We start from the raw sequence: 23,048 nt of genomic DNA, 5'->3' as shown, positions 1-23,048 counted from the left end.
ATGCGCATCGTCGACGTCAACGAATTCTATTCGCCGACCGGCGGCGGCGTGCGCACCTATATCGATCGCAAGATCGGGATCATGGCCGATCTCGGCCATGAACTCACCGTGATCGCGCCTGCGCTCGAGGACGGGGTCGAAGATCGTCCGGGCGGCGGCCGCATCCTCTGGGTCAAGTCGCCGGCGCTGCTGCTCGACAAGAATTACTGCATCTTCGTCAAGGACGAGCCGGTCTGGGCGCTGCTCGACCAGCTCCAGCCCGACATCGTCGAGTGCAGCTCGCCCTGGCTCCCGGCCTGGACCGTCGCCAATTGGCAGGGGCCCTCGCTCAAGGTGTTCTTCGCGCATGGCGACCAGATGGGCGCCTATCCGCAGCGCTGGCTCGACAATATCGCCAGCCCGATCCAGGTCGAGCGCGCCTTCGCCTGGTACACGCGCTACATGAACCGCTTCCTCGGCCATTACGACGCGTTCGTCACCAATGGCCCGGCGCTTGCCAAGCGCTTCCGCCGCCGCGGCATGAAGGTCGACGCGTCGATGCCGCTCGGGATCGAGCGCAGCTGGTTCTCGCCCGACCTGCGCGACGAGAAGCTCCGCGTGGCGCTGCTCGAGCAATGCGGGCTGCCGCCCGAGGGCCATCTGCTGCTCGGCCTCGGCCGCCACCACAAGGAGAAGCGCTGGCCGCTGGTGATCGACGCGGTCGAGGCGGCGGCGACCGACCTCCCCGTCGGGCTGATCCTGATCGGCGACGGGCCGCAGCGCCACCAGCTCGAGAACCGCATCGCCGGCAGCCCGCACATCCGCATCTTCCGCCCGGTCTATGACCGCGTCCGCCTGTCGCGGATCATGGCGAGCTGCGACGCGCTGGTCCACGGTTCGGACGCCGAGCCATTCGGGCTCGTCGCCTCGGAAGCGCTCGCCTCGGGCCTGCCGCTGATCGGCCCCGACGAAGGCGGGTTCGCCGAGATCGCCGATCCGCTGTTCGCCGAAACCTATGCCGCGCGCGACGCACTGTCGGCGGCCGATGCGATCCGCCGGATGTTCGCCCGCGAGCCCGCGATCCTGCGCGCCGCCGCGCGCGTCGCCGCGGGCAAGGTGCGCAGCGACCGCGACCATACGGTCGAACTGATGGCCTATTACGAAGGGCTTCTCGCGGCGAGGCGCGCCGGCACGACGCCCGCGGTGCTGCCCGGCGCGGCATAGACGTCCAGCAGCGTCTTGCCGAGCGGGTAGCGCCCGCGCAGCGCGTACTTCCCGTGATGCAGCCGGTCGGTCACCAGCCGGCGTGATTCGGCGCGCTCGCCCGAGAAAGCTGGCCCCATCACCACGACTTCCGGCCGCCGGTCGAAGATCCGCCCGATCTCGGTCAGCTGGTCGACGCCGATCGCGCCGTTCTCGCGCTCGCGCGACAAGTGGCTCGGATAGACCCACGGACTGAGCGCGCAGCGCCCGCTATGCGCATAGAGGCTCGAATTGCCCGAATAGACATAGAGGCAGCCCGGGCCGTGCCCGATCGCCTCGGCGAGCGTCTCGAGCTGCTGCGCGTCGCCGCGATGCCATTTCGCGCTCCACACGGTGATCTCGCCACCCAGCCCGGCGACGAGCAGCAGCAGCGGCGTCACGATCCGCCGGCCGTGCGCAGTGCCGCCGAGAGTGCCGGCGCAGCACAGGCACGCCGGCAGCATCACCGGCAGCGCATAATGGTTGAACCAGGTGCCGAACACCATCAGCCCGAACAGCGAGGCGATCAGCCAGCCGAAATAGAGCGCCCGGATCGGGTGCTCGCTCGGATCGCGCACCGGCACGTGGCGCGAAAGCCCGGCAACGACCAGCAATGGCGCGAGGATCAGCGCCACCTTGAGGAACGCGCCGAGCAGCACCAGCGGCGGATCGCTGTTGCGATCGAGGATCGAGCCGAGATTGGCGTAGAACCACGCATAGCCATGCCCGAGCCCGGCATAGATGCCCCAGGCGAGGAAGGTCGGCACCATGGCGACAGCAACGAGTTCGACGCCGAACCACCCAATCCGCACCTTGGCGCGCCCGAGCCGATGCTCGCGCCACAACAGCCACAGCCCGAGGAAAAGCCCCTCGAACAGCACCGAATATTTGACCTGCAGCGCGACGCCGATCAGCGCCATCGCACCGATCGCGCGCGCCCGGCGCAGCTTCCCGCACGCCGCCGAGGCGCCGCACGGCACCGCCAGCACCATCGCCGCAGCGGTGATCAGATTGTAAAAGACCGGCGCCTGTCCGCTCTGCCCGTCGCCGAAGCCGAGCATGAACAGATAGAGCAGCCCGGCGACCAGCCCGCCTCTGCCCCAGCCGCCGCGCTCGGCGAGCAGGGCGATCAACAAGGCGGTGAGGACGACGCTGGCCAGCGCCATGACCTGGTAGACCCACAGCCCGACCACCGGGCCGAACGCCGCTGCGGGCAGATAGATCAGGAACAGCCCGATCGGCTTGCGGTCCCAGATGTCGACATAAGGCAGCGCGCCGTCGAGCATCCGCTGCGCGGTGAGGAAATAGAATTCCTCGTCGACATGCACCACCGGATTGCCGAACGCGATCGCGCGCACCGCGATCGCGGCAAGCAACAGCACCAGCCACGGCGGCACTACGGCGCCAGCGGCATTCAGCGAAGGCAGAAACGACGCGCGCGGCGCGGCGACGGCACCGTCCTGCGCCATCAGGTTCGAATGCCCTGCTCGGATGCCAAAGCCCGCGGGTGCATGGATTTTGCCTTGTTTGCGACCGATTTTGCGGACGCTTACCGAAGGCGGCGCGCGCTGTCACGCACGTGGGGCTACGGAGCCCGGCATTTGCGATGAGAGCTTCTAAAGCCCCTCCCCTTCAGGGGAGGGGTTGGGGTGGGGCCCGACCGCGAGCGATGGTCTCGATGAGACATCCCCCCAACCCCGCGTCAGCTCAACAGCGCCCCCGCGCTGTTTAGCCCATGCCGGGGCATGGGCGACCTGCCGCGCCTGAAGGGGAGGGGCTCCTACTCAATCCAGCGACTTGGTCGCCTGCTCGAACATGTCCTTGCTCAGCCCCGGCGTCGCAACGATCCGCTCGAGCTCGGCGCGCATCTTGGCGGCGCGGCCCTCGTCGAAGCGCTTCCAGCGGCCGAGCGGCGGGATCAGCTTGGCCGCGGTCTGCGGGTTCAATTTGTCGAGCGCGATCAGCTGGTCCGCGACGAAGCGATAGCCGCGTCCCGACACGTCGTGGAAGGCGCGCTGGTTGACGCTGAACGCCCCGATCAGCGAGCGCGCGCGATTGGGGTTGGACAAAGTGAAGTCCGGATGCGCGACCAGCCGCTCGACCGCCTCGGCGGTGTCCTCGCGGGTCGACAGCGCCTGCGCCTGGAACCATTTGTCGAGCACCAGGCCGTTCCCCTGATAGCGCCGGTAGAAGACGTCGAGCGCCTGTTCGCGCAGCGGCGACGCCCCGTTGACCAAAGTGGTGAGCCCGCCCTGCCGGTCGGTCATGTTGTCGGCCTGGCTGAACTGGTCGAAGGCGAGCTGGTCGGCATCGGCGGCACCGCTCGCCGCGATATAGCCGAGCGACACCGTCTTGAGCCGGCGTGCGCCCTTGGCCGAAGGCGAATATTCGAAGCGGTTGGCGAGGCTGCCTTCGTACGCCGCGCGCCATTCGGTCGCGAGCGTCTTGCCGAGATCCTGGCGCAGCGCCTCGCGCGCGCGGAAGATCGCCTCCGGATCGACCACCGCCATCTGGTCGCCGATGAAGCTGTCCGACGGCAGCAGCACTGCCTCGGCAATGAAGGCGCGGTCGAGCGCCGCGTCGGTCAGCGTGTTGCGTACCGCCTCGATAACCGGCGCGTGATCGGCGCCGCCATTGGTCACCGACGCGACCAAAGTATCGAGCATCAATTGCTGCATCGCCTCGTAGCGCGCGAACGGATCGTCGTCGTGCGCCGAGAGGAAGGCGAGGTCCTTGGCGGTGCGGTTGGTTTCGACCACCACCGGCGCCGAGAAGCCGCGATTGATCGACAGCACCGGCGTCTCGGAGAGGTTCTCGAATACGATTTCTTGCGAATCGTCCTTGAGCAGGATCAACTGCTCCTCGCACATCGGCCGCCCGGTGAAGCCGCCGAACAGCTTGAGCTTCAAGGGCAGCACCATCGGCTCCTTGACCGGCTGGCCCGGCGTCGGCGGGACGAGCTGGCGCAGGCTCAGCCGCGCGCGGCCGCCTTCCTGCGCGAGCGTTGCCGAGACGCGCGGCGTGCCCGCCTGGCTGTACCAGCGGCGGAACTGGGTCAGGTCGACGCCGCCCGCCTGCTCCATGCACTGGACGAAATCCTCGCAGGTCGCGGCGGTGCCGTCGAAGCGGTCGAAATAGAGGTCGGTCGCCGTGCGGAATTTGTCGGGGCCGAGGATCGTCGCCATCATCCGGATGACTTCGGCGCCCTTGTTGTAGATCGTAGCGGTGTAGAAGTTCGAGATCTCGATATATTCGTCGGGACGCACCGGATGCGCGAGCGGCCCTGAATCCTCGGGGAATTGCGAGGCGCGCAGGCCGCGGACGTCCTCGATCCTTTTGACCGCGGCGCTGCCCTGGTCGGCCGAGAAGCTCTGGTCGCGGAAGACCGTGAAGCCTTCCTTGAGGCTCAGCTGGAACCAGTCGCGGCAGGTGACGCGGTTGCCCGACCAATTGTGGAAATATTCGTGGGCGACCACGGCGGCGATCGCGTCGTAATCGTAATCGGTCGCGGTGTCGGGATCGGCCAGGATGTAGCGGCTGTTGAAGACGTTGAGGCCCTTATTCTCCATCGCGCCGAAGTTGAAATCGTCGACCGCGACGATGTTGAACACGTCGAGATCGTACTCGCGGCCATAGACCTTCTCGTCCCACGCCATGCTCAGCTTGAGCGCATGCAGCGCATGGTCGGTCTTGGGCAGGTCGGGTTCGCGCACCCAGATGCCGAGCTGGACTTCGCGCCCCGACATCGTCGTGAAGGTCCCGCGATTGGCGACGAGATCGCCCGCGACGATCGCGAAGAGATAGCTCGGCTTGGGGAAGGGGTCGTGCCATTCGGCCCAATGCCGCCCACCCTCGAGATCGCCCTGCGCGATCGGATCGCCATTCGCCAGCAGCACCGGGAAGCGCGTCTTGTCCGCGGTCAGCCTGACCTTGTAGCGGCTGAGCACGTCGGGGCGGTCGGGGAAGAAGGTGATCCGCCGGAAGCCCTCGGCCTCGCACTGCGTGCACAGCATGCCGCCCGAGGCATAGAGCCCCTGGAGCTGGGTGTTGCGCTCCGGCGCGATCTCCACCTCGGTCTCGATCACATGTGCCGCGCCGCGCAACTCGATCACCAGATCGTTGCCGTCCCTGTGCCAATTGCGAGTCTCGTAGCCATCGATGCGTACCGCCGCCGGGGTCAGGCCGTCGCCGTTCAGCACGAGCATGCGGTCATGCGTGCCGTTGCGTTCGACCCACAGGGTGGCGGTCACCCGCGTGTTCGCCGGGTCGAGATCGAAGTCGAGCGCGATCTCGGGAACGCGCCAATCGGGTTCGCGGTAAGCGTCGCGGCGCGTCACGTTGGGCGCCTGGGTTGCGGTCTGAGCGTCTGCCATCATGTCCCGGATATAGGATCGGCCGCCAGGGCCGCTACAACAAACTGTCCGCTTGCCTATCGGTTGCGCGCTGCTACCGGTAAGTCGTTCCAGACTCTTGAGGACTTTCCATGTTTCGACTGATTGCGCCGCTCGGCCTGATCGCGCTCGCCCCCGCGGCGGCCGCTCAGGAGGCTCCGGCGCCCACGCCTGCGCAGAAGAATGCGATCGTCAACGCGGCGCTTCCCGCCGATCAAGCCGCGCTCAAGAGCCATGTGATGTTCCTCGCCTCGGACGCAGTCGCGGGCCGCGAGGCGGGGAGCCGGGAGTTCGACATCGCCGCGCAATATGTCGCGTCGCAATTCTACGCCGCGGGCCTGCGGCCGGCGGGCGACGAAGGTGGCTACCTCCAGAAGGTCCCGCTGCTCAGCTACAAGGCGGCCGACAAGGGCGGGATGACGCTGACTCGCAAACGCGGCGCGCCGGTCGCGCTGGCTTTTGGCGAGGAGTATCTCCCCGCTGCAAACCCGGCCCAGCGCGAATTCACCCTCACCGCGCCGGTGGTGTTCGTCGGCTACGGGATCGAGGGTCTCGGTCGCCACGATTACAAGGGCGTCGACGTGAAGGGTAAGATCGTCGCCTTTTTCGGCGGCTCGCCCAGCGCCTTTCCCGAAGAGGAGCGCGCGCATTTCTCGAGCGCGGCGACCAAGGCCGAGATCGCGATGAAGAAGGGCGCGGTCGGCTATATCACGCTCGAATCGCCGCTGAAGGGCCGCGGCGCTTATCCCTTCGCCGCGATGCGTGGGTCGTGGGACCGTGCCCGCGTCACCTGGGCCGAGGCGGATGGCCGCGGCCATGTCGCCGCATCGGGCACGCCCTCGCTCGGCACGCTGAGCCTCGCCGCCGCGGCGAAGCTGTTCGAGGGCGCCAAAACCCCCTGGGCCAAGGTCGCCAAGGCGGCCGAGGCCGACGGCGCGACCTTCAAGGCGATCCAGCTGCCCGCGACGCTCAGCGTCACGCTCAACACCGCGACGACGCCGATGACGAGCTACAATGTCGCCGGCATGCTCAAGGGCAGCGACCCCACGCTCGCCGAGCAGGTCGTCGTCCTTTCGGGCCATCTCGATCATCTCGGCACCGGCAAGGCGGATGCGAGCGGCGACACGATCTACAACGGCGCGCTCGACGACGCGGTCGGCATTGCCTCGCTGATCGAGGAGGCCAAGCGTTTCAAGACCGCCGCCACCCCGCCGCGCCGCTCGATCCTGTTCCTCGCGGTCACCGCCGAGGAGAAGGGGCTGATCGGCTCGGATTATTTCGCGCACAACCCGACCGTCCCGATCCAGTCGATCGTCGCCGACGTCAATCTCGACATGCCGATCATCACCTACAAGTTCCAGGACGTGGTGGTGTACGGCGCGCAGCATTCGTCGCTCGGCCCGATCGTCGCCAAGGCGGGCGCGGCGATCGGCGTGACCCTGTCGGAGGATCCGCTGCCCGGCGAAGGCATCTTCGTCCGCTCGGACCATTATCGCTTCGTCCAGCAGGGCGTGCCCTCGGTATTCCTGTGGCCCGGTGCCGGCGGCCCCGGCCGCGCCGCGATCGACGACTTCATGAAGAACCACTACCACCAGCCGTCGGACGCGATCGGCCAGGTGCCGATCGACTGGGAATCGGGCGTGCGCTTCGTCGACGTCAATTACCGCATCGCCCGAGAGATCGCCGATGGCGACCAGCGTCCCTTGTGGAACAAGGGCGACTTCTTCGGCCTGCTTTACAACGGACCGGGGGCGAAGTGAGGCTGATCAAGCACCTGCTCTGCGCGCTGCCGCTGCTGGCGGCGCTGCCCGCCGCCGCGCAGGATCTCACTCCCGCCGAGGCCGCGCTCAAGGCGCATGTCGCCTTCCTGGCGTCGGACGCGATGCGCGGCCGCGACACCGGCTCGCCCGAGCTCGCGGTGGCCGAGCAATATGTCGCCGCGCAGATGCTCGCGATCGGGCTCAAGCCCGGCGGGCCCAACGGGGCGTGGCTCCAGCCGGTGCCATTGCTCGCCTACAAGTCGGCCGATCATGGCAGCCTGATGCTCAAGCGCGGCGCCACCGAGACCGTGCTCGAATGGGGCAAGGACTTCATCCCGCGCGCCGCCCCGATGACGCCGAAGCTCGCGCTGTCGGCCCCGGTGGTCTTCGCCGGCTATGGCAGCGAGGCCGAGTATAAGGGCCTCAAGACGAAGGGCGCGATCGTCGCGGTCCTGCGCGACGCGCCGCATTCGGAGGCGAGCGACGTCCGCGCGCATCTCGGCACGCCGATCGAGCAATCACGCACCGCCGCGGCGCACGGCGCGGTCGGGCTGATCCTGATCGAGGGCAATGCCCGCCACGCAATCTACCCCTTCGCCGCCACCGTCCCGCACGCCCAGAGCGAGTCGATGACCTGGCAGGGCTCGCCCGATGGCGGCGCGGCGCCTGCCTTCGCCTATTTGGGCTTCGACGGCGCCGCCAAATTGTTCGCCGGATCCAGGATCAAGTGGGACGAGGTGCTCGCCGCCGACAAGGCCGACAGGAAGCTGCCGCGCGGCGCGCTCGACGTCACCGCCACGGCGACCGCCAACACTTCGTTGCGCACGCTCACCAGCAACAATGTCGCCGGCCTGCTCGAGGGCACCGACAAAAAGGCCGAGACAGTCGTCCTCTCGGCGCATCTCGACCATGTCGGGGTCGGCGAGCCCGACGCCAAAGGCGACACCATCTACAACGGCGCGATGGACAATGCCGTCGGCACCGCGTCGATGCTCGAAGTCGCCAAGGCATTCACGGCATCGGGCAAGCGCCCGCGCCGCTCGATCCTGTTCGTCGCGGTAACCGCCGAGGAGCAGGGTCTGGTCGGCTCGGACTATTTCGCCGCGCACCCGACCGTGCCCAGGGGCAGCATCGTCGCCAACGTCAATCTCGACATGCCGGTGCTCACCTACAAGTTCGAGGACCTGGTGGTGTACGGCGCCGATCGCACCAGCATCGGCCCGACGGTGGCGGCGGTGGCACAGGCCGAGGGGCTGACGCTGACCCCCGATCCCGCGCCCGAGCAAGCGAGCTTCGTCCGATCGGACCATTACAGCTTCGTCCGCGCCGGCATCCCTGCAGTGTCGCTCGAACCCGGCCCCAAGGGCCCCGGCAAGGCGGCGATCGATGATTTCAACGAGAAGCATTACCACCAGCCCTCGGACGAGGTCGGCCTGATCGACTTCGGCCAGGGGGTCCGCTTCGTGAAGCTCAACTACGCCATCGCCCGCGCGCTCGCCGATTCCGACCAGCGGCCGGTGTGGAACAAGGGCGATTTCTTCGGCACGCTCTATGGGGGCCCCGGCGCCAGGTGAAAAGCAGCCGCGCCTTTCTCTTCAAACTCCCCTCCCTGAAAGGGAGGGGCTGGGGGTGGGTGCGAGCGAGGCGAGCCCAACGAGATGCGCGGAACGAAGAAAAGATCGGGCATCGAGCCCGCTCTTTTCTACCCACCCCTAACCCCTCCCGCAAGCGGAAGGGGAATTTTGGTGCGCGAGGGACGGCATGGGCCTGACCCCCGTCGCCAACGACCAGATCGCCACGATCGTCACCTCGCTCGAGATGCGCGCCAAGCCGCCGCTCCGCCCAGCCCCGCCCTCGCCGCTCCGCCTCGTCCACTGGCCCGCCCCCGCCAGCGACCGGTACAAAACGCTGTTCCGCCGCGTCGGCGAGCCCTGGCTATGGTTCTCGCGGCTGGTGATGCCCGACGACGCGCTCCGCCGCATCCTCGAGGACGACGGAATCGAAGTCTATGCCGTCATCGACCGCGCCGGGATCGAGCTCGGCATGCTCGAGCTCGATTTCCGCGTCGCGGCGACGTGCGAGCTCTCTTATGTCGGCCTCGTCCCCGAACTCACCGGCAAGGGCAACGGCAATTGGCTGATGGCGCAGGCGCTGGCGCTGGCCTGGCGCAAGGGCGTCGAGCGCGTCTGGGTGCATACCTGCACGCTCGATCACCCCTCGGCGCTGGGCTTTTATCGCCGCCACGGCTTCGTGCCGTACAAGCGGACGGTCGAAACCTTCGCCGATCCCCGCATCGCCGGCATTCTCGCCGCCGACGCCGCGCCTCACATCCCCTGTCTGGGCTCGCTCCGCCGATAGGCCGCGACGCGCAGCACCCCGAGCGCCGACCAGGCGACCCCGCCGATCAGCGCCGCGACGACATAGCCGGTCACCACGCCCACCCTTTCGTCGCCGACCGCCGCGGCCAGCCCGGCGAGCAGGCCGGTCGACACGACGATGAGCAGCATCGCGGCGACGAATACCATGCCCGCCGCTGCGAGCAGCACCACCCAGCCGAACCCCGCGCTGCGCCGCCAGCCCTGGCGGAACGCCTCGATCACCCCGCGTTCGGGCGCCGCGGCATAGGCCGGGCCCGCAAGCCAGGTCCGCGCGAAGGCGAACAGCCCGGGCAGCAGGAACAGCGACGAGCCCAGGCTGAACAATATCGACGCGACGATGTCGATCACCAGGAAGGGCACGAAGCGCCGCAGGGTGAGCAGCAGCACTTCGCCCAGCGTGCGCCCGCCGCCCTGGAAATAGAGGTTGAGCACCGCGAAGGTGCCGAAATCGATCGCGAGGTTGGCGAGCAGGATCGGCAGCAGATTGGCGACGTAGAACGCCATCACCGCCTCTCGCAATTTCTCCGGCGGGACTTCGGCGAAGCCGCTATTGGCGAGGAGCAGCACGGTGCCGAGCATCGGCACGACGAAGAACATGCCGGCGATCGGGAGGAGCAGTTCGCGCTCGCGCCGCCAGAGCGCGCGGGCATCGGCGAGCACGCCGGCAAGGCCGAGGGTCATGCCGCGGCTTCGCCGTGACGATATCCCGCCTGCGCGGTCAGCGCGAGGTAGAGCTTCGCAGTGAATGCCGGCGGGATCACCATGAACGCCGCCTGCACCGCCGCGACGACGATCGAGGTCATCACCGTCGCCAGCGACACGCCTTGGCCGTCATTGCCGGCGACCAATGTGAATATGGTACCGAACACGGTCTTCGCCGCCAGTCCGGCCACCCAGCTTACCAGCGCAAAGAGCGCTATCACGCCGACGATGCGCAAAGCTGCGCCCCGCGTCAGCGACCAGGACTGGCCGAGCGCGCTCAGCACGCGGTCCTCGCGCACCACCACCGGGGTCGCGACGATCAGCCGCGCCGCCACCCACAGGCCGAGGGCGACCAACACGAGCACATACACTGCGATCACGCCGGCCATCTGCATGCTGAGCGCCGTCGGATTGCCGCCGGCGGCGAGCACGTCCAGGTCATAACCGTTCGCCAGGAGGATCAGCGGGATCGGCAACACGAGTACGAAGGCCACTGCAAAGAGGACGAGCGACACGAGCAGCGCCGGCAGAAAGCGCCGCGTTGCGATGTTCGCGGCGCTGCGCTCCGACGCGATGTCGAGCGCCATCGCGGTGATCGCCAGCGATCCCCAGATCGAAATCAGCGCGAAGACGATCTGCAGGCCGGCAAGCAACGCCGTGAAACTCGCGCTCGCGCCGGCCTTGGCAGCTTCGAAATTGCCTTCGATCGAAGCCGGCACGAAGAAGGCGAGCAAGGCGATCGGCAGGATGGCGGCGATATTGTCGCTCAGGAATTCGGCCGTCCGATCCCAGACGGTTCCCATCTTCACCATAGCCAGCCCTGTTCTCCGTCGCCCCTGCCCCGTGTTAGCCGCGCGGCCGCGCGTTGCCAATGCTTGCGCAAATCCGCGCGGCGGCCCAAATCGGCGCCGATGACTTCCGATATCGAATGGCGCGTCGAACCCGAGCGGATCGACTATGCCCAGGCCCTGGCGGAGATGGAGGCGCGCGCCGCCGCCGTCACCCGCGGCGAGGCGCGCGAGCTGGTCTGGCTGCTCGAGCATCCCCCGGTCTACACCGCGGGCACCAGCGCCACGGACGCCGCCGAGCTGCTCGACCCGCGCTTCCCGGTCCACAAGACCGGCCGCGGCGGGCGCTATACCTATCACGGACCCGGCCAGCGGATCGGCTATGTCGTGCTCGACCTGCGCGCACGCCGCCGCGACGTGCGCTGCTACGTCCATGCGCTCGAGGGCTGGGTGATCGCCGCGCTCGGCGACTGCGGAATCGAGGCGTTCCGTGCCCCCGGCCGGATCGGCATCTGGACCCTCGACGCCGCCGGGCGCGAGGCCAAGATCGGCGCGATCGGCGTGCGCATCCGCCAATGGGTCACGCTGCACGGCTTCGCGGTCAACCTCTCCCCCGATCTCAGCCACTTCGCCGGGATCGTGCCGTGCGGGATAGCCGAATTCCCCGTCACCAGCGCCGCCGCGCTCGGCAAATCGATCGCCGCCGAGCGCTTCGATTCGGCGCTCGCCGCCACATTTTCGCCGTTTTTGAACGCTCTGGACGTTTGAAGGGCAAATCGAGTCTTGAGAGCCTGCCACAAACCGACTAATGTCCAGTCCGGTTTGGGTATTAACGGCGTATCCGCTGTCCAAATCCACTATCTAGGGAGCTTTTACATGCGTGCAGTCCTTTCCAAGATCGTTGCAGGTTCGATGATCGCCGGCGCGGCCCTTCTGGCCTCGGCGTGCACCAGCAACGAATCGTCGACCAACGTCACCAACACCACCGAAGTCGTGCCGACCGAGAACGTCACCACGACCGACACGATGGTCACCAACATCGACGCGGCTGCTCCGATGGACAACATGGGCGCTGCTGACGCCAACAGCAGCTCGGTGACCACCACCACCGAGAACACCACCACCACGACCGGCAACGCGATGTAATCATCGCGCGTCAGCGTGTTTGAAGGGGCCGTCCGGGCGACCGGGCGGCCCTTTTGCGTGAGGGATCCGGGGCGCGCGCGGGCCTGCGCGAAAAAAGGGCTTGGGCGCGGACTCAAAACTCCTTAACCACGCGTGGGACAAGCCAAAAAGAGGGCCTGATGCTCGTTCCGCGTATCGTATCCACCGTGGCCCTGGCCACCTGCCTGTTCGCCGCCGCCCCTGCCTCGGCGCAGTTCTTCCTCAAATCGAGGGACTTTTCGGGCGCGCGCGTGACCGGCGCCGAGCCGGGCATGACCGGCCCTGCTCTGCCTGATGCCTCGCCTGCCGAGCTGCGCGCCGCCTTGGTGTGGAACCTGCGCGCCGCGCTCAACGTCGCCGCGCTGCAATGCCAGTTCGAGCCGACCTTGCTGACGCTCGGCAATTACAATGCGATCCTCAAGGATCACGAAGTAGAACTGCGTGAATCATACGGTACGCTCGAGAAATATTTTATACGCGTGAACAAGATCAAGAAGGTCGGCCAAACCGAACTCGATAAGTTCGGCACCCGCGTCTATTCGGGCTTTTCGACTGTCTCGGGCCAGCTTTCTTTTTGCCAGACAGCCGCCACAATCGGCCATGATGCGCTATTCATTCGCCGCGGCGCGTTCGGCGACCTCGCCCAGGACCGGATGCGCGAGCTTCGCGCGAGCCTGTCGCCCTGGGGCGAGCAGTTCCGCCGCACGGTCAATTACCAGAACCTCGCCTACGAGACGGTCCCGCCGTTCGGCAACAACAAATGCTGGCGCAAGGGCAGCTACCAGGCGAAGAAATGCGGCGCGCTCCGCGTAGCCGCGCGGTAACCTTCTATCCCTCTCCCATCGGGAGAGGGAGGGAGCCGACGAAGTCGGCGGAAGGGTGAGGGCAGACGTATATCGCTGACCTGCCCTCACCCTTCCCACGCGCTATGCGCGCGGGCCCCTTCCCTCTCCCGATGGGAGAGGGAGCATGTTCACCGCAACCCCAGCAGCTTGTGCGTCTGCAGCGACAGCCGCCAGCGCGGCCGCTCCATCGCCAGTGCCACCGCCGCGCGGACATTGGCCTCGCCGCGCGCATCGTCCATCGGCTGGACGAGGAAATGCGCGAAGTCCCAGCCTTCGATCGCATCGAGGTCGATTCCCGCCTGCGGCCAGACCAGCTTCAATTCGTCGCCCGAGCGCTGGACCACGTCGCTGCCCGCCTTGGGGCTGATGCACACCCAGTCGATCCCGGGATGCGCCGCGAGGGTGCCGTTGCTCTCGATCGCGATGCGGAAGCCGCAGGCATGCAGCGCGTCGATCAGCGCGTCGTCGACCTGCAGCATCGGCTCGCCCCCGGTGAGCACCACGAAGCGCCGCGCGGTATCGGCGCCCCAATGCCCGGCAACCGCCTCGGCCAGCGCCTCGGCATCGGCGAACTTGCCCCCGCCCAACCCGTCCGTCCCGACGAAATCGGTATCGCAGAAGCTGCACACCGCCGCGGCGCGATCCTGCTCGCGCCCGGACCATAGATTGCACCCAGCGAAGCGCACGAACACCGCACGCGACCCGGCATTCACGCCCTCGCCCTGGAGCGTGAGGAACATTTCCTTCACCGCATAGGTCATGGCTGGGTCGCGTAGCCCGTCGGATCGGGAACGCCCGCTTCCTCGAACCCCTTCGACCGCAGCCGGCAGCTGTCGCACAATCCGCAATGCAGCCCGCCCGGCGCCGGATCGTAGCACGACCAGCTCATCCCCAGATCGAGCCCCAGCCGTACGCCTTCGCGGACGATATCCGCCTTGGTCATGTCCTGCAGCGGCGCACGGATTCGGAACGGCGCGCCTTCGACCCCCGCCTTGGTCGCGACCTCGGCAAGCTTCTCGAACTCCGCGATGAACTCCGGCCGGCAATCGGGATAGCCCGAATAATCGAGCGCATTGACCCCGATATAGAGGTCGCGCGCGCCCGCCGCCTCGGCCCAGCCGAGCGCGAGGCTGAGGAAGATCGTGTTGCGCGCGGGCACATAGGTCACCGGAATGTCGTCCCCGACGCCCTGCTTGGGCACGTCGATGTCGGCGGTGAGCGCCGATCCACCGAACGCGCGCAGGTCGAGCGGCAGCACGACATGGCGCTCGGCGCCCAGCGCCGCCGCGATCCGGCGCGCCGCGGCGAGCTCGACCTGGTGCCGCTGGTTGTAATCGATCGAGAGCGCGAGCAGGCGGTGCCCGTCCTCGCGCGCACGCGCGGCGGCGATCATCGAATCCAGTCCGCCCGAAACCAGGACGATTGCAACGCTGTCGGTCATGTCCCGCCGCTAGCCCTTTTCACGCTGCAACGCAAAATGGGCCGCGATGAAGCGGCCCAGTTGAAATTTGCCAGAGAGGAGATGCTCCAGGAAGGAGCGATCTCCCGTGTAAACGAGCAGGGTTAACGATTCGTGAGCGCCGCCTCAGCTGCACGCCCCGACCCGCCGCCCCTCGAACTGCTCGGAGAAGGGCGCGCCGTTCGCGACGCCCTGCGTCTCGAGGTTGATCACCCGCGGCGTATCGACCGAGATCGTCGTGCGGCCATGGCCGTGGCTCGGGCAGGTGTAGCGGATCGTCGCCGAACGCTGGGTATTTTCCATCACGAAATGCTCGCACTGCGTGTTGCCGTGCATGATCTGGATCAGCGTCGTCGGATTGCTGAGGCACAGCTGCCGCACTTTCCCCTCGCCGTCGCGAAGCTGCCATTGGCCATGCTCGAGGCCGCCCAGCGCATTCGGCGCGGCACTGCGCTGCGCCGGCGCGCCCGCGGCGCCGAACAGGAGCAACGCGCCGAGCATCGTCGGGCGCATCAAACGCATAAGCACCATAACCACTCCCCGCACCGGGCACATCCGGCGCCCCAAACCTACCCTGCGCCCGGTTCGCCGGAGATATGGAAAGCGCGTCTCGCTTTACAACGGCTGTGAAACAAAATCGCTGAGCTTGAGCGGGAATTTGCTCGAGCAGAACGCGCAGTCGACGCTGATCACCCCGTTCTCGTCGGCCATCGCGGCGCGCTCCTCTGCCGGGAACTTGGCGAGGACCTGGCTGATATAGGCGGTATCGCAGCGGCAGCCGCGCGTCAGGTCGGTGCCGTTCGACAGCAGCACTTCGGGCTCTTCGTTGAACAGCCGCCAGACGAGGTTCTCGAGCGGGATCCCGGCGTCCGCCAGCTCGTCGGCGCCCATTGTCGAGGCGAGCGCCTCGACATGCTGCCATTCGGGATGATCGAGCCGCACGTGCAGCCGCTCGCGGCCCACTTCGCCCTCGGGCAGATGCTGGAGGAAGATGCCGCCGGCAATCATCTTGCCCTGCGCGTCGCGGTGGGTGCCCAGCCGGATCAGGCTCGGGATCTGCTCGGACTGGAGGAAATACTGCTCCGCCGCCGCGCCGATCGAGCGCGCGTCAAGCGGCACGATCCCCTGATAGCGCTCCTTGGTCACCGCCTGGTCGAAGGTCACTGCGAGATAGCCCTTGGCGCACAGCGCGTTGAGCGTCGGGTTCTTGCCCAGCTGCGACAGCCGCTCGGCGTCGAACTGGACATAGCCGCGCAGCTCGCCGTCCTTATAGTCGCACACCAGCAGGTTGACGATCGCCCCCGGCGCCTGCGCCTGCAGCGTCATCTGGCCCTGCGCATCCTTGAGCGTCGCGCCGAGCAAAGCGGTGAGAGTCAGCGCCTCGGCGAGCAGCTTCTCGATCGGTGCCGGATAGGCATGCGCCGACAGAATCCGGTCGAGCACCGGCCCGAGCCGCGCGACACGGCCGCGCGCATGGCGCCCGGGAATGGTGAAGCCGACGACGCGGTCGAGGTCGGTGGTGGGGGCGGTGTTGAAAGTCATAACATTCCCGTTCGGGCTGAGCTTGTCGAAGCCCCGTCCTTCTTCCTCCACCATCGCGAAAGAAGAACGGCGCTTCGACAAGCTCAGCGCGAACGGGGTTTCTGGGGTCGTGGCTCAGATAAGAAGCGAGGTCGCCCGCTTCAACTCAGCCCAATTGCCCGAAGCACCACCGCAAGACCGACTTCTGCGCGTGCAGCCGGTTCTCGGCCTCGGGCCAGATCAGCGATTGCAGTCCGTCGATCACCGCGTCGACCACTTCCTCGCCGCGATGCGCGGGCAGGCAGTGGAGGAACTTCGCGTCGGGCTTGGCCGCGGCCATCAGCGCCTCGTCCACCTGGAACGGCATCATCGCCGCGAGCTTGGTCTCGGCATGCGCCTGCCCCATCGAGATCCAGGTATCGGTGACGATGATGTCGGCGCCCTCGACCGCTTCCCTCGCGCTGCCGACGACGCGCGCCCGGCCGCGCCCGCGCGCGACGTCCTCGTCGCTCGGCTGGAAGCCCTGCGGGCACGCCGCGACCGTGTCGAAGTCCATCAGCCCGCCGGCCTCCATGATCGAGGCGAGGACATTGTTGCCGTCGCCGAGCCAGGCGACCTTGAGCCCGGGCAGCGTCTTGCCGCTTTCGAGGATGGTCAGCAGATCTGCCATGATCTGGCACGGATGCGAGGCGTCGGTGAGCCCGTTGATCACCGGCACGCTGGCGTAGCGCGCCATGTCGACCACCTTCTGGTGATCGTCGGTGCGGATCATGATCGCGTCGACATAGCCCGAGAGCACGCGGGCGGTATCGGCGATGCTCTCGCCGCGCCCGAGTTGCATGGAGCCAGCGTCCATCACGATGCTGGTCCCGCCCAATTGGCGGATCGCCATGTCGAACGAGACGCGGGTGCGCGTCGAGTTCTTCTCGAAGATCATCGCGAGCGTGTGCCCGGCGAGCGGCGCGTCGGCGTCGGCCTTGCCCTTGGGCCAGCCGGCGCGCGCGGCCTTCCGCGCCACGGCGTCGTCGAGCATCGCCTGCAACCCCGCGGTGCCGGCATCGGACAGATCGAGAAAGTGGCGCATTAGATCCTCCCCGTACCGGGGAGGATCATTTTAGTCATCGCTCGGCGGCGCGAAGCTGCGTGCGCCTTCGCTCAGCCGCTCGACGCATTCGGCAATATGGCTCTCGTCGATGATCAGCGGCGGCAGCACGCGGAACACATTCTCGCCCGCCGCCACCGTCAGCAGCCCGTGATTGTCGCGCAGATGCGCCACGAAATTGCGGCTCACCGCCGGCTCCTTCATCTTGATGCCGAGCATCAGCCCCTTGCCGCGAATCTCCTCGAACAGATGATCATGGTTCGGGATCATCTGCTCGAACGCCTGGCGCAGCCGCTCGCCCATCTGCGTGACATGCTCGAAGAAGCCGGGCTCGAGCATCACGTCGAGGATCGCCTGCCCCGCCGCCATGCCGAGCGGGTTGCCGCCATAGGTCGAGCCGTGCGTGCCGATCACCATGCCCTTGGCCGCTTCTTCGGTCGCCAGACACGCGCCGAGCGGGAAGCCGCCGCCGATGCCCTTGGCCGCGGTCAAAATATCGGGGGTGATGCCGTAATGCTCATACGCCCACATCTTGCCGGTCCGGCCATAGCCGCACTGGATCTCGTCGAGGATGAGCAGCAGGCCATGTTCGTCGCAGGCCTTGCGCAGGCCCTGGATGAATTCGGGCGTCCCCGCGGTCATCCCGCCCTCGCCCTGCACCGTCTCGACCAGGAAGCCCGCGGTCTCGTCGTCGATCTTGGCGAGCGCACCTTCGAGATCGTTGAACTTCGCATAGTCGAAGCCCGGCAGCAGCGGCTCGAAGCCGTCGCGCATCTTGGGCTGGTCGGTCGCCGAGATCGCCCCGATCGAACGGCCGTGAAAGGCATTCTTGAAGGTGATCAGCTTGTGGCGCTGGGGGTTGCCGTTGACGTAATGATAGCGCCGCGCGGTCTTGATCGCGCACTCGATCGCCTCGACGCCGGAATTGGTGAAGAACACCGTGTCGGCGAAGCTGTTGTCGACGATCCGCTGCGCCAGCGCCTCGCCCTGCGGGCTGCCATAGAGGTTGCTGACGTGCATCAGCGTCGCGGCTTGTTCCTGGATTGCCTTGGTCAGATGCGGGTGGCCATGGCCCAGCGCGTTGACTGCGATCCCCGCGGCGAAGTCGAGATATTGCTCGCCCTGCTCGCCATAGAGGTACACGCCCTCGCCTCGCACCGGCCGCACGCCGCACCGCGGGTAAACGGGCATCAGCGGGGTGATCGGCATGGGAACGGTACCTCCTTCGGGGAAAGCTGGGTCGAGCTCCAGAAACGCAAAAGGGCGGCCAACCGGACCGCCCGGAGCGGGTGTTTAGAAGCAGCGCCACAGGTGCGTCAATATTCGTTTCGGAGCAGGCCATGCCCGAGGCCCATGGTCGCTTGGCAGGAGTCGCTTGCGAAACGGCGGAACTCCTGCATAGTTACACAGGTTTTCACCACGCCGCTTCCCCGGCCTGTGCCTTTCCCCTGGCCCGAATAACGGAAAGACATGCACGACGTGGCAGGAGAGAGAGGGCGCGTGCGCGGGACATCGGGATCAAGGCTGGCCTTCGCACTGGCGGCGCTGTCGGGTCTGCTGCCCGCGATCATCCTGCTCGGCTATGTGGTCGATAATGCGACGCTTCGCGGGCTCGGCAATCCCGCCATTGCGTTCCAACCATTGCTGAGCTTCGTCTTTCTGCTGATCGTCGCGGGCACGCTCGTCCTGTTCGCCGGGCACCGGGTCGCCGCGCGGGTCCTTCTGCTACTTCCGGCGGCGGCGGCGTTGCTGGTGCTCGCGCATTATGTGATCGGCGATTTCGGGGTCGGCAGGCTGTTGTTCGGCGCGCAGGTCGTCGCGCTCCACGTCCGCAACGGCGGGGTGCCGCAGCTCGGCGCGCTGTCGCTGTTCACGATGCAGGTGGTCACCATTTTCCTGCTCAGTTCGCCGCACGGCGACCGCCGCCGCTGGGCTGCCCCCCTGGCGAGCGCGACACTTGCCGCGACACTCCTCCTAGTAGCCTTCACCCTCACCCATCAGATCCCGCTCGGGACGCGCTTCGTCGGCCCCTCCGCGGTCTCGGGCGTCCCCGCCTTGTTGCTGGCGCTCGCGATCATCGTGCAGAGCCGCTTCGCCGATCCGGTCCGGCCCTTCCCTGACTCGCCCTGGTACACGCTTCAGCAACTCACCCCGGCGATCATCGTGTTGACGGTGCTGCCGACGCTGATCCTCGTCGCCTTGCGCGAGGCAGGAACGTTCGACGACAGCGAGCTCTATTATTTCATCGCCGACGCCAACCTCCTGGTTGTCGTAGTCCTGCTCGTCCACGTCACCATCCGCGCGACCGAGCAGAACAAGCGCATGGCGGCGCACCAGGCCGAGCTCGATTCGATCCTGACCGCAGTGCCCGACGCATTGATCGTGACGGGGCATGACCGCGTGATCCGTACCTTCAGCGCCGCCGCCCGCCACCTCTGGCGCGCCTCGGAGTCGGAGGTGTGCGGCACCCGCGTCGAAACACTGTTCGCGCGCAAGGGCGCCGATTTCGACACGCTGTTCGCCGCGGATCCCGGCATCGGCAGGTCCGATAGCGGCGTCATCACCACGACCGCCCTGCGCCGCGACGGCAGCGAATTTCCCGCCGAGCTCCGCGTCGGCGTCGCGCGCCAGGACGGCGAAGTCGTCCATGCCGCCTTCGTCCGCGATCTGTCCGACCGTTTCTCGCTCGAGGACCAGGTCGCCGATCTCGGCGTGCAGCTAATGGAGCTGTCGCACCAGAATGCGCTGGGCGAGCTCGCCGGCGACATCGCCCACGAGATCAATCAGCCGCTCGCCGCCGCGTCGAACTATGCCTCGGCCGCCGCCATGGCGCTGGAGGCGCAGCAGGATCACGCCCGCGTCGCCGAATTCCTCAAGGAAATCTCGACGCACGTCCTGCGTGCCGGCGACATCATCCGCAAGCTCCGCAGCTTCCTGTCGCACCGCGAAGTCGATCTCGGACGCGAGGCGCTCCGCGACGTGGTCAGCGACGCGGTCAACCTGCTCCTCGTAGGGTCGCGCCGGCTGCACGCGCTCCATGTCGAAATCCCCGACGCATTGCCTGAGGTCTATATCGATCGGGTCCAGATCCAGCAGGTATTGGTCAACATCGTCCGCAACGCCTTCGAGGCATGCGAGGGGCTCGCCTGCGAGCCGCTGATCGCGATCGGTGCGCGCGAGACCGGTGACATGGTCGCGGTCGAGATCGCCGACAACGGCCCCGGCCTCCCCGAGGGCTTCGCCGAACGCCTCGGCGAACGCTTCGCCTCGAGCAAGGGGATCGCCGGCCTCGGCATCGGCCTCAACATCTCGAAGCGCATCGTCGAGGCGCATGGCGGCGCGCTGACCGCGACCGACCGTCCCGGCGGCGGCGCGTCGTTCTGCTTCACGATCCCGACGGCGGCGGCGTTCGAGCCGGCAGCGCGCGCCGAGCGAAAGGCTCCCGCGCCTAGTTCTTGAGCTTCCAGCCCTTGCGCAGCAGCGTGTAGCAGGCGAGACCCAGCACCGCGTCGAGCGCGAGGATCACGCCGCTGCCGACCAGGATCGGCGAATCGGCGACTCCGAGAAAGCCGTAGCGGAAACCCGAGATGATGTAGAAGAACGGGTTCAGATGGCTGATCGTCTGGAACAGCGGCGACAGCCGGTCGACCGAATAGAAGGTCCCCGAGAGCAGCGACAGCGGCGCCACGACGAAATTGGTCACCGCCGCGGCATGATCGAACTTCTCGGCCCAGATCGACGTCATCACCCCGAGCAGCGACAGGAACAACGCGCCGAGAAAGCCGAACCACAACACCGCCCACAGATGCTGGGGCAGGATATTGCCGCCCAGCCACAACAGCATCGCCAGCCATACCGCGCCGCCGACGCAGAACGCCCGCGTCACCGCGCCGCCGCACAGCCCGGCAAGCAGTTCGCCGGTCGACAGCGGCGGCATCAGATAGTCGACGATCGTCCCCTGGATCTTGCCGACGAGCAGCGAGAAGCTCGAATTGGCGAACGCGTTCTGGAGCATCGCCATCACGATCAGACCCGGCGCGATGAAGTTGGCGAAGTGCACCGCGTGCCCCTGCAGCGTCACCATCCGCCCGCCGCCGCCCAGCGCCACCGTGAAAATCACCAGGAACAACAGGGTCGTCACCGCCGGCGCCCACACCGTCTGGAGCTGGACCTTGAAGAAACGGCGCACCTCCTTGATATAGAGCGTACGCAATCCTCCCCAGTTCACGTTGCGAATCACCGGAACGCCGGGCTCGGGGAGGGTTTGACCGGTTTCGTGGCTGCTCATCGCGTGTTCGCGTAAACGCTGCCTGCGCCGCCCGCAAGTTGAAGGAAGAGAAGTGAGCTGGACCGAAGAGCGTATCGATACGCTGAAGAAGATGTGGGACAGCGGAATGACCGCCACCCAGATCGCCGAGGAGCTCGGCGGCGTGTCGCGCAACGCCGTGATCGGCAAGGCGCACCGGCTGGGCCTCCAGTCGCGCCCTTCGCCGGTCAAGCCCAACGAGCCCAAGGCCGAGGCCGCCGCGGCGCCCGCGCCCAAGCCCGCCGCGCAACCCGCTGCACCCGCGCCTGCGCCGCAGGCCCCCGTCCAGGCCGCGCCGCGCGCTGCCGCACCGGCGCCCGCCGCTTCGCCTTCGGCTGACGCGCCTGCCGAACCGCGCGAGCCCAGCGCCCCGGTGCTCCGCTCGGTCGGCCCGGGCGGCTTCGTCCGCCAGAATCCGGGCGAGCAGGCGCCGCCGATCGCCCCTGCGCCGCCCCGCCGCCTCGTCCCCGCCAAGCCGAGCGACGCGATCGCGGGCAAGACCAGCCTGCTCGATCTCAACGACCGCATCTGCAAATGGCCGCTCGGCCATCCGGGCGAGCCCGACTTCCATTTCTGCGGCGACAAGGTGAATCCGGGCTTCCCGTACTGCGTCGCCCATTGCGGCCATGCCTATCAGGCGCAGCTTCCCCGCCGCGACCGCCGTCCTCCGCCCCCGCTCCCCTTCGGCGGCCCGCGCGTCCGCTGATGCGGCAGGTGTCGTTCATCGACTCGCTACGCTTTAGGGCGTAGTATAAGAAACATGAGCGACACCGCGGAACTCACTTATGAGCTTCTCAAGCGGCTTCACGCTGAGTTCGCAGACTTTCGTCGCGATCAGGCGTCGATGAAGATGCGATTGTCGTCTGTCGAGCAGCATCAGGCAACCATTGCCGTCGATATCGCGCGCATCAACGCGGAGCTTGATGCGATCCGGGGAGACGTTTCGCTTATAAAGCGCCGGCTCGATTTGGCGGAGGCCTGACTACGCCTTCAGGCGCGGACGACGCGCGCCTGGTCTCGACACGAGGTCAATGCGTCGTCCTGCGTCACATGGCCGAATGGATCGATGCGCTCGCGCAAGCGATCCGGCGGCAGTGTGCATCCTCGAGAACATCCTTAGCGAGGCGCGCGGGTATCCGACCGCTCGGCAGGGGGGCTTTCGGGCGGCCCGCTCCAGCGGTTGCTCGACGCCCTTGTCGGCGCGTCGACTGAAGCCGTCATCTGGATCGGCCTGCGCGTAACCTTCTAAGCCCCTCCCCTTCAGAGCATCGGGTCGGCCATGCCCCGCATGGCCTGATCAGCGCGGGGCGCTGATCACCCGATGCTGGGTTGGGGCGGGGCCTGTCCGCGGGCTACGGTCTCGATGAGACATCCCCCAAACCCCGCGTCAGCTCAACAGCGCCCCCGCGCT

General features: G+C 67.3%; 21 protein-coding genes. 10 read left to right on the top strand and 11 right to left on the bottom strand.

The window, feature by feature from the left end:
• Positions 1 to 1,203, top strand: a complete 1,203-nt coding sequence (locus AC3WJI_RS14750) for a glycosyltransferase (protein WP_492758036.1) — start codon at positions 1 to 3, stop codon at positions 1,201 to 1,203.
• Here the strand turns inward: AC3WJI_RS14750 and AC3WJI_RS14745 are convergent.
• Together AC3WJI_RS14745 and pepN are read right to left on the bottom strand one after the other, a co-directional pair.
• Positions 1,137 to 2,690, bottom strand: coding sequence for a glycosyltransferase family protein (locus AC3WJI_RS14745; RefSeq protein WP_492758035.1), 1,554 nt, complete (start codon positions 2,688 to 2,690; stop codon positions 1,137 to 1,139). The genes AC3WJI_RS14750 and AC3WJI_RS14745 overlap by 67 nt on opposite strands.
• 315 nt (positions 2,691 to 3,005) lie before the next feature.
• The gene (pepN, locus tag AC3WJI_RS14740) at positions 3,006 to 5,594 is read right to left on the bottom strand and encodes an aminopeptidase N (RefSeq protein ID WP_492758063.1); all 2,589 of its coding nucleotides are present in this window, start codon (positions 5,592 to 5,594) and stop codon (positions 3,006 to 3,008) included.
• 110 nt (positions 5,595 to 5,704) lie between these two features.
• On the opposite strand from pepN, the gene AC3WJI_RS14735 reads away from it, so the two are divergent.
• From AC3WJI_RS14735 to AC3WJI_RS14725, 3 genes are all read left to right on the top strand, one after another.
• Entirely contained in the window at positions 5,705 to 7,372 is a 1,668-nt protein-coding gene (locus AC3WJI_RS14735) for a M28 family metallopeptidase (RefSeq protein WP_492758034.1), read from the top strand.
• Positions 7,369 to 8,946 carry a M20/M25/M40 family metallo-hydrolase gene (locus AC3WJI_RS14730; protein WP_492758033.1) on the top strand — a complete coding sequence of 526 codons (1,578 nt, stop codon included), beginning with the start codon at positions 7,369 to 7,371 and terminating at the stop codon, positions 8,944 to 8,946. The genes AC3WJI_RS14735 and AC3WJI_RS14730 overlap by 4 nt, the downstream gene beginning before the upstream one ends.
• A gap of 187 nt (positions 8,947 to 9,133) precedes the next feature.
• Positions 9,134 to 9,730 carry a GNAT family N-acetyltransferase gene (locus AC3WJI_RS14725; protein ID WP_492758032.1) on the top strand — a complete coding sequence of 199 codons (597 nt, stop codon included), beginning with the start codon at positions 9,134 to 9,136 and terminating at the stop codon, positions 9,728 to 9,730.
• On the opposite strand, the gene AC3WJI_RS14720 is transcribed toward AC3WJI_RS14725, so the two are convergent.
• Together AC3WJI_RS14720 and AC3WJI_RS14715 are read right to left on the bottom strand one after the other, a co-directional pair.
• Positions 9,697 to 10,431 carry a hypothetical protein gene (locus AC3WJI_RS14720; protein WP_492758031.1) on the bottom strand — a complete coding sequence of 245 codons (735 nt, stop codon included), beginning with the start codon at positions 10,429 to 10,431 and terminating at the stop codon, positions 9,697 to 9,699. The genes AC3WJI_RS14725 and AC3WJI_RS14720 overlap by 34 nt on opposite strands.
• Positions 10,428 to 11,264, bottom strand: coding sequence for a DUF7847 domain-containing protein (locus tag AC3WJI_RS14715; protein WP_492758030.1), 837 nt, complete (start codon positions 11,262 to 11,264; stop codon positions 10,428 to 10,430). Before AC3WJI_RS14715 ends, AC3WJI_RS14720 begins: the two co-directional genes overlap by 4 nt.
• 99 nt (positions 11,265 to 11,363) lie before the next feature.
• Here AC3WJI_RS14715 and lipB point away from each other — a divergent pair, with 99 nt between their 5' ends.
• The 3 genes from lipB to AC3WJI_RS14700 all read left to right on the top strand — a co-directional run bounded on the left by lipB (position 11,364) and on the right by AC3WJI_RS14700 (position 13,228).
• Complete coding sequence (gene lipB, locus AC3WJI_RS14710) at positions 11,364 to 12,008, top strand: lipoyl(octanoyl) transferase LipB (RefSeq protein ID WP_492758029.1); 645 nt, start codon at positions 11,364 to 11,366, stop codon at positions 12,006 to 12,008.
• A 108-nt stretch (positions 12,009 to 12,116) separates the two neighbouring features.
• The gene (locus AC3WJI_RS14705) at positions 12,117 to 12,386 is read left to right on the top strand and encodes a hypothetical protein (RefSeq protein WP_492758028.1); all 270 of its coding nucleotides are present in this window, start codon (positions 12,117 to 12,119) and stop codon (positions 12,384 to 12,386) included.
• Between the two features lie 158 nt (positions 12,387 to 12,544).
• Positions 12,545 to 13,228, top strand: a complete 684-nt coding sequence (locus tag AC3WJI_RS14700) for a hypothetical protein (RefSeq protein WP_492758027.1) — start codon at positions 12,545 to 12,547, stop codon at positions 13,226 to 13,228.
• A gap of 149 nt (positions 13,229 to 13,377) precedes the next feature.
• Here AC3WJI_RS14700 and queE read toward each other — a convergent pair whose 3' ends face one another.
• The 6 genes from queE to AC3WJI_RS14670 all read right to left on the bottom strand — a co-directional run bounded on the left by queE (position 13,378) and on the right by AC3WJI_RS14670 (position 18,540).
• Positions 13,378 to 14,010, bottom strand: coding sequence for a 7-carboxy-7-deazaguanine synthase (gene queE, locus AC3WJI_RS14695; protein ID WP_492758026.1), 633 nt, complete (start codon positions 14,008 to 14,010; stop codon positions 13,378 to 13,380).
• Positions 14,007 to 14,690, bottom strand: a complete 684-nt coding sequence (gene queC / locus AC3WJI_RS14690; RefSeq protein WP_492758025.1) for a 7-cyano-7-deazaguanine synthase QueC — start codon at positions 14,688 to 14,690, stop codon at positions 14,007 to 14,009. Before queC ends, queE begins: the two co-directional genes overlap by 4 nt.
• A 144-nt stretch (positions 14,691 to 14,834) precedes the next feature.
• The gene (locus tag AC3WJI_RS14685; RefSeq protein ID WP_492758024.1) at positions 14,835 to 15,239 is read right to left on the bottom strand and encodes a DUF3617 domain-containing protein; all 405 of its coding nucleotides are present in this window, start codon (positions 15,237 to 15,239) and stop codon (positions 14,835 to 14,837) included.
• An 84-nt stretch (positions 15,240 to 15,323) separates the two neighbouring features.
• Positions 15,324 to 16,250: an Hsp33 family molecular chaperone HslO gene (locus AC3WJI_RS14680; protein WP_492758023.1), complete on the bottom strand. Its 927-nt coding sequence runs from the start codon at positions 16,248 to 16,250 to the stop codon at positions 15,324 to 15,326.
• A 145-nt stretch (positions 16,251 to 16,395) separates the two neighbouring features.
• Positions 16,396 to 17,313, bottom strand: coding sequence for an ornithine carbamoyltransferase (argF, locus tag AC3WJI_RS14675; protein ID WP_492758022.1), 918 nt, complete (start codon positions 17,311 to 17,313; stop codon positions 16,396 to 16,398).
• Between the two features lie 30 nt (positions 17,314 to 17,343).
• Complete coding sequence (locus AC3WJI_RS14670) at positions 17,344 to 18,540, bottom strand: aspartate aminotransferase family protein (protein WP_492758021.1); 1,197 nt, start codon at positions 18,538 to 18,540, stop codon at positions 17,344 to 17,346.
• Between the two features lie 291 nt (positions 18,541 to 18,831).
• Here AC3WJI_RS14670 and AC3WJI_RS14665 point away from each other — a divergent pair, with 291 nt between their 5' ends.
• A complete protein-coding gene (locus AC3WJI_RS14665; RefSeq protein ID WP_492758020.1) occupies positions 18,832 to 20,790 on the top strand; it encodes a PAS domain-containing sensor histidine kinase in 1,959 nt (652 codons plus the stop codon).
• On the opposite strand, the gene AC3WJI_RS14660 is transcribed toward AC3WJI_RS14665, so the two are convergent.
• The gene (locus tag AC3WJI_RS14660) at positions 20,780 to 21,619 is read right to left on the bottom strand and encodes an ABC transporter permease (RefSeq protein ID WP_492758019.1); all 840 of its coding nucleotides are present in this window, start codon (positions 21,617 to 21,619) and stop codon (positions 20,780 to 20,782) included. The two genes, AC3WJI_RS14665 and AC3WJI_RS14660, sit on opposite strands and share 11 nt — an antisense overlap.
• A 52-nt stretch (positions 21,620 to 21,671) precedes the next feature.
• Here AC3WJI_RS14660 and AC3WJI_RS14655 point away from each other — a divergent pair, with 52 nt between their 5' ends.
• Both AC3WJI_RS14655 and AC3WJI_RS14650 read left to right on the top strand, forming a co-directional pair.
• Positions 21,672 to 22,343 (top strand): GcrA family cell cycle regulator, encoded by a 672-nt coding sequence (locus AC3WJI_RS14655; protein ID WP_492758018.1) that lies wholly within the window; start codon positions 21,672 to 21,674, stop codon positions 22,341 to 22,343.
• 54 nt (positions 22,344 to 22,397) lie between these two features.
• Positions 22,398 to 22,619 carry a hypothetical protein gene (locus tag AC3WJI_RS14650; protein ID WP_492758017.1) on the top strand — a complete coding sequence of 74 codons (222 nt, stop codon included), beginning with the start codon at positions 22,398 to 22,400 and terminating at the stop codon, positions 22,617 to 22,619.
• Positions 22,620 to 23,048: the final 429 nt, after the last annotated feature.

Source organism: Sphingomonas sp. FW306-1B-B10E, from assembly GCF_058782005.1.
This window is presented reverse-complemented; position numbering and strand designations above follow the sequence as displayed.